This window comes from bacterium (assembly GCA_030654305.1).
Taxonomy (GTDB): domain Bacteria; phylum Krumholzibacteriota; class Krumholzibacteriia; order LZORAL124-64-63; family LZORAL124-64-63; genus PNOJ01.
Genome location: JAURXS010000237.1, coordinates 1 through 7843 on the forward strand (window position 1 = coordinate 1; position 7843 = coordinate 7843).

A 7843-nucleotide genomic window follows, 5' to 3' on the forward strand; every position below is an offset into this window, starting at 1 on the left:
CCGCCCCGCAGCAGGCGGTGCAGGCCGCCCAACTGTATACAGCAGGCGCCCTGGCGCATGCCCAGCGCTTCGGCATGGGCAAGCTGGTACCGAACCGTTATTTTGCATTCACTTATAAAGAAGCGAGCAAGCCATGAGCACTTCCGACACCTCCCGCAACGACACCCTGTTCGCCCGCGCCCAGAAGACCACGCCGGGCGGCGTCAACTCGCCGGTGCGCGCCTTCAAGTCCGTGCCCGGCGACCCGCTCTTCTTCCGCAGCGCGCGGGGCGCCCGCTTCACCGACGAGGACGGCCGCGAGTACCTCGACTACTGCCAGAGCTGGGGGCCGATGATCCTCGGCCACGCCGATCCCGACGTGCAGGCGGCCATCTTCGAGGCCGTGCCCGAGGGCGCCAGCTTCGGCGCGCCGAGCCGCCGCGAGGTCCTGCTCGCCGAGGCCTTCCTGGCGCGCCTGCCCTGGTGCGACCGCGTGCGCTTCGTCAGCTCGGGCACCGAGGCTGTGATGAGCGCGGTGCGGCTGGCCCGCGGCTTCACCGGGCGCGACCTGATCGTGAAGTTCGCGGGCTGCTACCACGGCCACGTCGACAGCCTGCTGGTGGACGCGGGCAGCGGCCTGGCCACCTTCGGCACCCCGAGCAGCGGCGGCGTGCCGGCCGACGTCACGCGCCACACGGCCGTGCTGCCGCTGGCCGACGAGGAGCGGCTGCGCGCCTTCTTCTCAGCCCACGGCGACGAGGTCGCGGCGCTGATCATCGAGCCGGTGCCGGCCAACGCCGGCCTGCTGCTGCAGACGCCGGCGTTCCTGCGCACGTGCCGCGAACTGACGCAGCGCCACGGTGCGCTGCTGATCTTCGACGAGGTGATCAGCGGCTTCCGCGTGGCGGCGGGCGGCGCCGCCGAGCTGTACGGCATCGAGCCCGACCTCGGCACCTACGGCAAGATCATCGGCGGCGGCATGCCCGTCGGCGCGTACGCCGGTCGGCGCGACATCATGGAGAAGGTGTCGCCGCTGGGGCCGGTCTACCAGGCCGGCACCCTGAGCGGCAACCCGGTGGCGATGGCCGCGGGCCTCGCGACGCTCGAGAAGATCGGACGGCCGGGATTCTACGCGGAGCTGGAGCGCAAGGGCGCGCGGCTGGAGGCGGGCCTGCGCGGAGCGGCCGCCGCGGCCGGCGCGGTCGCGACCGTCGTGCGGCAGGGCTCGCTGTTCTGGACGGTGTTCCAGGCCGAGGCGCCCGTCCGCTTCGACGCGATCGACGGCGCGCGCATGCCGACGTACGGCCGGCTGCACCGCGCGCTCATCGAGCGCGGCGTCTACCTGGCGCCGTCGGGCTGGGAGGTGGGCTTCGTGTCCGCGGCCCATACCGACGAGGACATCGACACGACCGTCGCGGCCGCGCGCGAGGCGCTGGCCGTCGCGGTCGGGGGCTGAACGGGCGCCGCGGCGACCGCCGACCGCGTCGACCCGGCGCGGCCATGGCAGCCCAGGCAGAGCCCGTCGGTCCCGTCGAGCGCGACCAGCAGGTCGGCGGTCCCGGCCGAGAGGCTGTGGCAGGTCTGGCACTCGATGCGGCCGTCGAAGAGTTCGAGTCGAGCGTCGATCCGCGGCTTGACGGGGAAACCGCCGCTGCCGCCGGAGCGCGCGGCGACGCCGTAGGGATGGCTGGCATGCTCGGCGAAGCGCGGGGCCGCGTCGACGAGACGCAGCGCGGCGGCATCGCCCCCGGCGTCGCCGTGGCAGAGCAGGCAGCTCTGCGACGGCGTCAGGCCGGCGAGCCGGGACGAGTCGGCGTGGTAGACGGCGGCCGCGGCGCGGTGACCGTCGCTCAGGGCCTCCAGATCGCCGCCGGGCGCGTGGCAGGACCGGCAGAGGGAGCGCGCGGCCGCATCGCCGTGCGTGAAGCGGAAGACGAGGGCGCCGGCGCGGATCTCCTGCGGGGCATGGAAGACGTGGCAGTCCAGGCAGTCGCGTTCAACCTCGGCGTGGAAGGCCGACAGAGCCGCTTCGCCGCGCGCCGCAGCCGGGTGGCAGGCACGGCAGACAGCGTCGCCGACGCTCCGCGCGCCGACGGCGGCCTCGCCGCCTCCGTGACAGCGGTCGCAGGCGACCTGTTCGTGGGGCAGCGCCGCCGCGGCGGGACCGGACGCGACGAGTACCGCCGGGAGCGCCGTGACCAGGGTCAGGCACCACCAGGAATTGACTGAAGCGTTGAATAATTTTCGCATGGTGCGATATGTATCGACATATCAAAAATAGCACTTGAGCGAAAATTACAGCGATCCGTACCGTATCGATACTCATGATCGATACGTTGGAAAAAAAACGGGAAATCTCCGGGTTACGCACTATATACTAGGGAGTCCTGGGGGATTCCCCCGCCGACACGCAAACTCGCGACGGGGTCTGGTCGTCCGGTGCATTTCGATAAGTCAACAAACGTTTTCGCCGGGACGTTGGCGCTCCTGATGATCGCCGCCGGCGCCGTGCACGCGCTCGACGGCCAGATCGACGTCCAGGGCAACCGCCAGGAGGGTCGCGCCGGCGGCGAGGCGTATCGCACCAGCACCCTCTACCTCGACGACTCCTACGAACAGGTCTACCGCTTCACGCCCGGACTCGCCGGCCGGCTCCAGTTCCGCAACCGCCGCGAGGACCTGACCAGCCGCTACGGCGCGATCTCCAGCGAACTCTCGAACGTCCTGAACCAACCCAACGCGTCGCTGACGTACCGCGGCGGCAACCTGCGGGCCCTGCTCTCGGCGGGCGCCTTCCGCAAGACCTGGAGCGGCGCCGGATTGGACGGGTACCGCGACGAGCGGCTGGACTGGGGGGCCAACGTGCGCGGCGTTCCCGGCTGGGGAGACTGGTACGCGCGCTACCAGGACACCGCCTCCTGGCGGCGCGAAGCGCCCCTGCCGGAGATCGAAACCCGCGACCGCCAGTTGAGCGCCGGCGTCGAACGTTCGTGGCAGCGCTACGGCAACCTGCGCTACGGCTACACGCGCAGCGACAACCGCTCGGTGACCGACGGCAACCGCCGCCTCTACACCAGCCACAACGTCCAGTACCGCAAGTCCGGGCTCCTGGACGCCGGCCGGGTCCGCTACGCGCTGGACGCGCGCAGCCGCCTGCTGCGCCAGACCATCGAGCTCGGCGGCGACCGGCGGTCGCTGCTGGTGCCGCTGTCGATCGGCTACGTCCTGGACGACACGCCCGAAAACCTGGATCCCCTCGAGCCGTCGCCGACGCCGCTGCCGGCGCTGGCCGATCTGGACCTCGACCAGCCGGCCGGCCTGGACATCGGCGACGAGCAGAGCGTCGTGCGCGAGTACGGCGGCGACTACCGCAACCTCGTGGTGGACTTCGGCGAGACGACGGAGATGAGCCAGGCCGTGCTCTACGTCGCCGACGTCGTGCGCTTCCCCGCGTTCCTGCAGTGGCGCGTCTTCGTGAACGACGACCCCGAAGGGGTCGCCTGGACCGAGCTCGCCCCCGGCGCTGCCGACGTCGCCTACCACGACTGGGGCAACGGCCGCCAGGGCTGGACCGTCGAGTTCGCGGACGGCACCGCCGTCCGGCGCCTCAAGCTGGTCGACGTCAAGACCGGCCCCACCGAGGCCGTGATCGCGCTGACGGAACTGGAGATCGAGGGGCCCGCGGCCGCAGCCGACGGCGAGACCACGTCGGACGTCGCACGTCACCAGATCGACGGCAGCCTCGAGTACGACATCCGACGGGACCTCACCCTGGCCTACGACGCCAGCTTCGACGAGCGCAACTACGAGGACGACTCGCGCGACCTCAGCGGCAACAGCCACCGCCTCGGCGCGACCTGGCGCCGCGACGTCTGGACCGCGGGCGGCGCCTACCACCGCAACCGGCTCGAGAGCCCGTCCCGCAGCAGCACCGACGTGGAGGGCTACGCCTTGTCGCTGACCCGTCGCGACGGACCGCGCCTGTGGAGCCGGCTCGGCTGGTCGCGCCTGGTGGACCACAGCCGCGACCTGGACAAGGCCACCGAGAACGCCTCGCTGGACGTCGCCTGGCGTCCGGCGCCGGCCCTGAGCCTGCAGCAGCAGGTCAGCCACGCCCGCCTCGACGACTACGCCTCTGCGAGCGACTCGCGCTCGTGGACCGTCTCGACGACCGTCACGTGTTCCCCGAAGCCGCGCCTGAACGTGAACCTGCGCCGCGTGAACCGCTGGGTGAGCACCGTGGCGGGCGCGGGATTCGAGCCCTTCAACGACACGCAGCTCGATGTCGGCTGGCAGATCATGCCGCTGCTCGCGCTGAACAGCCTCGCCCGCTACGAGCAGCGTCTCCGGGACGACTGGATGCTGCGGCACTACCTGACCTGGAGCCCGCTGCCGGGCGGCAGCGTCAGCCTGCAGGTCTCGCTCAGCGACCAGCAGGACACGCGCACCAACACCCACCAGCAGGGAGCCTCCCTGCAGGCGGTGTGCCGCGCGCGCCCCCGCCTCACGCTCGAAGGCGGACTCGAGGTCCAGGAGTACGAGCGCGACGGCGAGCGGAACTCGCCTTTCAACACCAATTTCAGGGTTCACTGGAGCTTCTGAGACGCGGCCGCCGCCGGCCGCCACGAGGGGAGACGGGATGATGGTACCTCGAGTGTGGACACGGATCGCGCTCACGTTCGGGCTGGCCGCGCTGGCCGGATGCGCACCCCACACCGCGCATTTCGTCCACCCCGACGTGGACCTCGGCTTCGTCCGGCGCTGCGCGGTGGTCCCGTTCCAGAACCTCAGCTCCGACCGCTTCGCGGCGGCGCGCCTGCAGCCGGTGTTCCTGGCCGAGCTCCTGCAGACCGAGGCGCTGTCGGTCGTCGATCCGGGCGCGACGCTGGCCGCGTACGGCCGCCTCGGCCTGGGGCCCGACACGCCCCTGACCCCGGAGCAGGTCGTCGCCCTCGGCGAGGCGCTCGAGGTCCAGGCGATCTTCACCGGCGCGGTGGAGGACTACGGGCAGCGCCGCAGCGGCGGCGACCAGACGAACGCGATCACCGCGTCGTTCTCGATGCTGGAGACCGAGACCGGCACCATGGTCTGGAACGCCCAGGTCTCGCGCGACGGCTCGTCGTTCTGGCGCAAGCTCTTCGGCGGCGATTCGGCCAGCCAGCACGACGTGTCGCGCCGAGCGGTGCACGACGCCCTGGAGTCGCTGTTCTGATGCGAGGACCGTGCCGCAGCCCCTTCTTCACGCGCGCCGGTGCCGCCGCGGCGGCCCTGGCGCTCCTGGCGTGCCTGCACGCCGCCCTCCCCGCCGCCGCGGGGGACGCGGCGCCCGGCGACGACGACCGCACGTGCGTCCTGCTGTTCATGGCCGGCGCCGGCTACGGCAGCGGCGTCGCGGACCTGGCGGACCTCCGCGCGCTCGGCGAACAGGAGCTGGCCGCCGCGCTCACGCGGTCCGGCGGCGCGCCCCTGCCGGCCGACGCGACGCTCGCCCTGCAGCGGCGCTTCCGGATCCGCGACGGGAGGCTGCTCGCGCCGACGTTCCTGGCCGGCCTGGACAGCGCCGGCGCGGGACGGCTGCTGCTCGTGCACCTCTACGTCGGCCGCGACCGGATCGAGCTCGCCGGGCGCACCCTCCGCGCCGCGACCGGACTGGTCGAGTCCGCCGCCACGGAGGCCTGCGCGCTGGGCGGCGCCGCCTGGCGGATCGATTTCGCGATCGCCTGCCGCCGGCTCGTCGCAGCGCTCGCCGCCGCGACACGGACGAGATCGGGCGAACCCTTCGCGCCGCTGGCGGTCCACCCCCTGGGGTTCGACGCCGCGACCGCCCAGATCGCGACGCAGTGCCTGCTCGAGGCCGCCCTGGCCGACACGGCCCGCGCCGTCCTGGACCCGGCCGTGCTGGGCGGCGCCCTCGCGGCCGCGGGCATCGACCCCCGCCGTCCCGACCGCTCCGGACTGGACCTGCTGGCCGGTTCGTTCGGCGCCGGAGAGGCGACCATGGTCGAGATGATCACCCGCGATCCGGATCAGTTCGTCCGGGCGACCGACGACGACGCCCCGGCCTCGAGCGCCGTATCCTGGGAGACGGTGCGGTCCTTCACGCTGCACCTGCGGGCGGTCGATACCCGGACGGGCCTGGTGACCGCAGCCTTCGACATCGATCAGGACAACAGCCCGGCGAAGGGCTGGTTCGGCAACGTGGAATCCAACACGCCGCGGCGACTGATCGCCACGGCCATGCACAGGCTGTGGGATGCTTCCCGACAGCCGGGGAAGGTACGCTGACATGAAGTTCGCCCACCCGCGCCCGCACACGCCCTCGCTCTTGGCCGTGATCCTCTTCGCGACGGCCGCCGCGGCGGCGGCCCCGCCCGGCGACGCGCCCCTGGTCTTCGTGGGCCGCGACACGATCTCCGTCGCCGACCTGGACATGGAGCTGTTCGTCACGCTGCAGATGAACAAGGGGCAGCAGCAGCAGATGCCCGAACCTTCCGCCGTGCTGAGGCGCCTGATCCAGAACGAGCTGATCATCCAGGAGGGCTACCGCACGGGCCTTCACCGCAAGGACATGATCACCGCCCAGGTGCGCGAGACCGTCCGTTCGCGCAGCATCGTCGCCCTGCTGGATTCGATCGCGTCCACCGCGCCGCTGGTGATCGCGGATCCGGCGCGCGCCCGCGAAGAGGCCATCGAAGCCTACCTCGGCGGGCTGAAGCTGAGGTACGGCATCAAGGTGGACACCGCGCTGCTGGAGTCCCTCGATTACGCCTCGACCGATCCCGCGGTCCAGAAGAAACTGAACGAGAGCGACGCGGTGCTGGCGAAGCTGCCTTCCGGCGCCCTGCGCGTCAGCGCGCTCACGCACAACATGCGCTTCGAGTATTTCCACGGCCTCGCCAACAAGCCCGACGCGGCGCAGATCCGCGACGACTTCTTCAAGAAGTGGTTCAGCGAGGCCCTGCTCGGCTACGAGTCCGCGCGGCTGGGGATCCCCGAGCGCCGCATGATCAAGCGCCTCGCGGCCCAGCAGGAGCGCGACCTCGTGCTGGAGGAGATGGTCAACTCCCTGGGCCGGTTCCGCTACGCGCCGACCGAAGCCGAGATCTCGGCGTTCTACCGCGAGAACCTCGCGCACCTGACGCCGCCGGCCCGGCTGAAGGTGCAGAGCGTGCTGCTCGAGAAGCAGAGCGCCGCGGAGACCTTCAAGCAGCGCCTGGACCAGGGCGCCGAGATGACCTGGCTGGCCAAGCGCACGTCCGAGGTCCGCCAGGACGCCGCCGCCCTGCCCACGACCTGGCTCCAGCCGTCGATGATCGGCCTGAAGCCGGGCGAGGCCCGCCCCGGTCAGGTCCTGGATCCCTACGAGGTGCCCGGAGGCTGGGTGGTGGCCGTCGTGACCGAGATCGAACAGCCGACGCCGCGGACCCTCGCGGACTGCCGGGAGGACCTGCTGCTGCGCATGAAGGCCCAGCCCACGCGCGAGAACATCGCCGACGCGGTCGCGCGGCTCGAGGCCGCCACGACCGTCAGGATCGTCCCCGGCGCCGAGACCATCGTCCGCGACCGGCTCGCCCGGGAGTCCGCGAAGGAGAGCCATGAATAAGCGCTGCGCGCCTGCCTGCCTCGCCCTGGTCCTGCTGCTGGCGGCCACGTGCCCGCCCGCCGCCCGGGCGGCGGGACCGTTCCGCTCGAAGACCTGCCTGGATTGCCACACCGACCAGAAGAAGGCCGCCGGCGCCCCCCACGCCCACGCCCCCTTCGCCAAGGCCGAGTGCGAAGCCTGCCACGAGGTCCACGGCGTCGTGGGACGCCTGGCCCTGAAGGAGTCCGGCAACGCCCTGTGCGCCGGCTGCCACGCGCCCCA

Annotated in this window: 8 protein-coding genes; 7 read left to right on the forward strand and 1 reads right to left on the reverse strand. The window is 71.9% G+C overall.

All coding sequences use genetic code 11. From position 1 onward, the window contains the following. Together Q7W29_06575 and hemL are read left to right on the forward strand one after the other, a co-directional pair. Positions 1-137, forward strand: a 137-nt coding sequence (locus Q7W29_06575; protein ID MDO9171479.1) for a hydroxymethylpyrimidine/phosphomethylpyrimidine kinase, incomplete at its 5' end; no start/stop codon positions are given. Next, a complete protein-coding gene (gene hemL, locus Q7W29_06580; GenBank protein ID MDO9171480.1) occupies positions 134-1435 on the forward strand; it encodes a glutamate-1-semialdehyde 2,1-aminomutase in 1302 nt (433 codons plus the stop codon). The genes Q7W29_06575 and hemL, both read left to right, overlap by 4 nt. Here the strand turns inward: hemL and Q7W29_06585 are convergent. Next, positions 1318-2229 carry a hypothetical protein gene (locus Q7W29_06585; GenBank protein MDO9171481.1) on the reverse strand — a complete coding sequence of 304 codons (912 nt, stop codon included), beginning with the start codon at positions 2227-2229 and terminating at the stop codon, positions 1318-1320. The genes hemL and Q7W29_06585 overlap by 118 nt on opposite strands. A 240-nt stretch (positions 2230-2469) precedes the next feature. On the opposite strand from Q7W29_06585, the gene Q7W29_06590 reads away from it, so the two are divergent. From Q7W29_06590 to Q7W29_06610, 5 genes are all read left to right on the forward strand, one after another. Then, a complete protein-coding gene (locus Q7W29_06590; protein ID MDO9171482.1) occupies positions 2470-4581 on the forward strand; it encodes a hypothetical protein in 2112 nt (703 codons plus the stop codon). A 37-nt stretch (positions 4582-4618) separates the two neighbouring features. Continuing rightward, entirely contained in the window at positions 4619-5191 is a 573-nt protein-coding gene (locus Q7W29_06595) for a hypothetical protein (GenBank protein MDO9171483.1), read from the forward strand. Then, complete coding sequence (locus tag Q7W29_06600; protein MDO9171484.1) at positions 5191-6264, forward strand: hypothetical protein; 1074 nt, start codon at positions 5191-5193, stop codon at positions 6262-6264. The genes Q7W29_06595 and Q7W29_06600 overlap by 1 nt, the downstream gene beginning before the upstream one ends. A 1-nt stretch (position 6265) precedes the next feature. Next, positions 6266-7582, forward strand: coding sequence for a peptidylprolyl isomerase (locus Q7W29_06605; protein MDO9171485.1), 1317 nt, complete (start codon positions 6266-6268; stop codon positions 7580-7582). Then, positions 7575-7843, forward strand: a 269-nt coding sequence (locus tag Q7W29_06610) for a cytochrome c3 family protein (protein MDO9171486.1), incomplete at its 3' end; no start/stop codon positions are given. The genes Q7W29_06605 and Q7W29_06610, both read left to right, overlap by 8 nt.

Excerpts from the sequence above, each read along its gene's own strand:
- hemL (MDO9171480.1), top strand. The coding sequence starts at position 134 with ATGAGCACTTCCGACACCTCCCGCAACGACACCCTGTTCGCCCGCGCC.
- Q7W29_06585 (MDO9171481.1), bottom strand. The coding sequence starts at position 2,229 with ATGCGAAAATTATTCAACGCTTCAGTCAATTCCTGGTGGTGCCTGACC.
- Q7W29_06590 (MDO9171482.1), top strand. The coding sequence starts at position 2,470 with ATGATCGCCGCCGGCGCCGTGCACGCGCTCGACGGCCAGATCGACGTC.
- Q7W29_06595 (MDO9171483.1), top strand. The coding sequence starts at position 4,619 with ATGATGGTACCTCGAGTGTGGACACGGATCGCGCTCACGTTCGGGCTG.
- Q7W29_06600 (MDO9171484.1), top strand. The coding sequence starts at position 5,191 with ATGCGAGGACCGTGCCGCAGCCCCTTCTTCACGCGCGCCGGTGCCGCC.
- Q7W29_06605 (MDO9171485.1), top strand. The coding sequence starts at position 6,266 with ATGAAGTTCGCCCACCCGCGCCCGCACACGCCCTCGCTCTTGGCCGTG.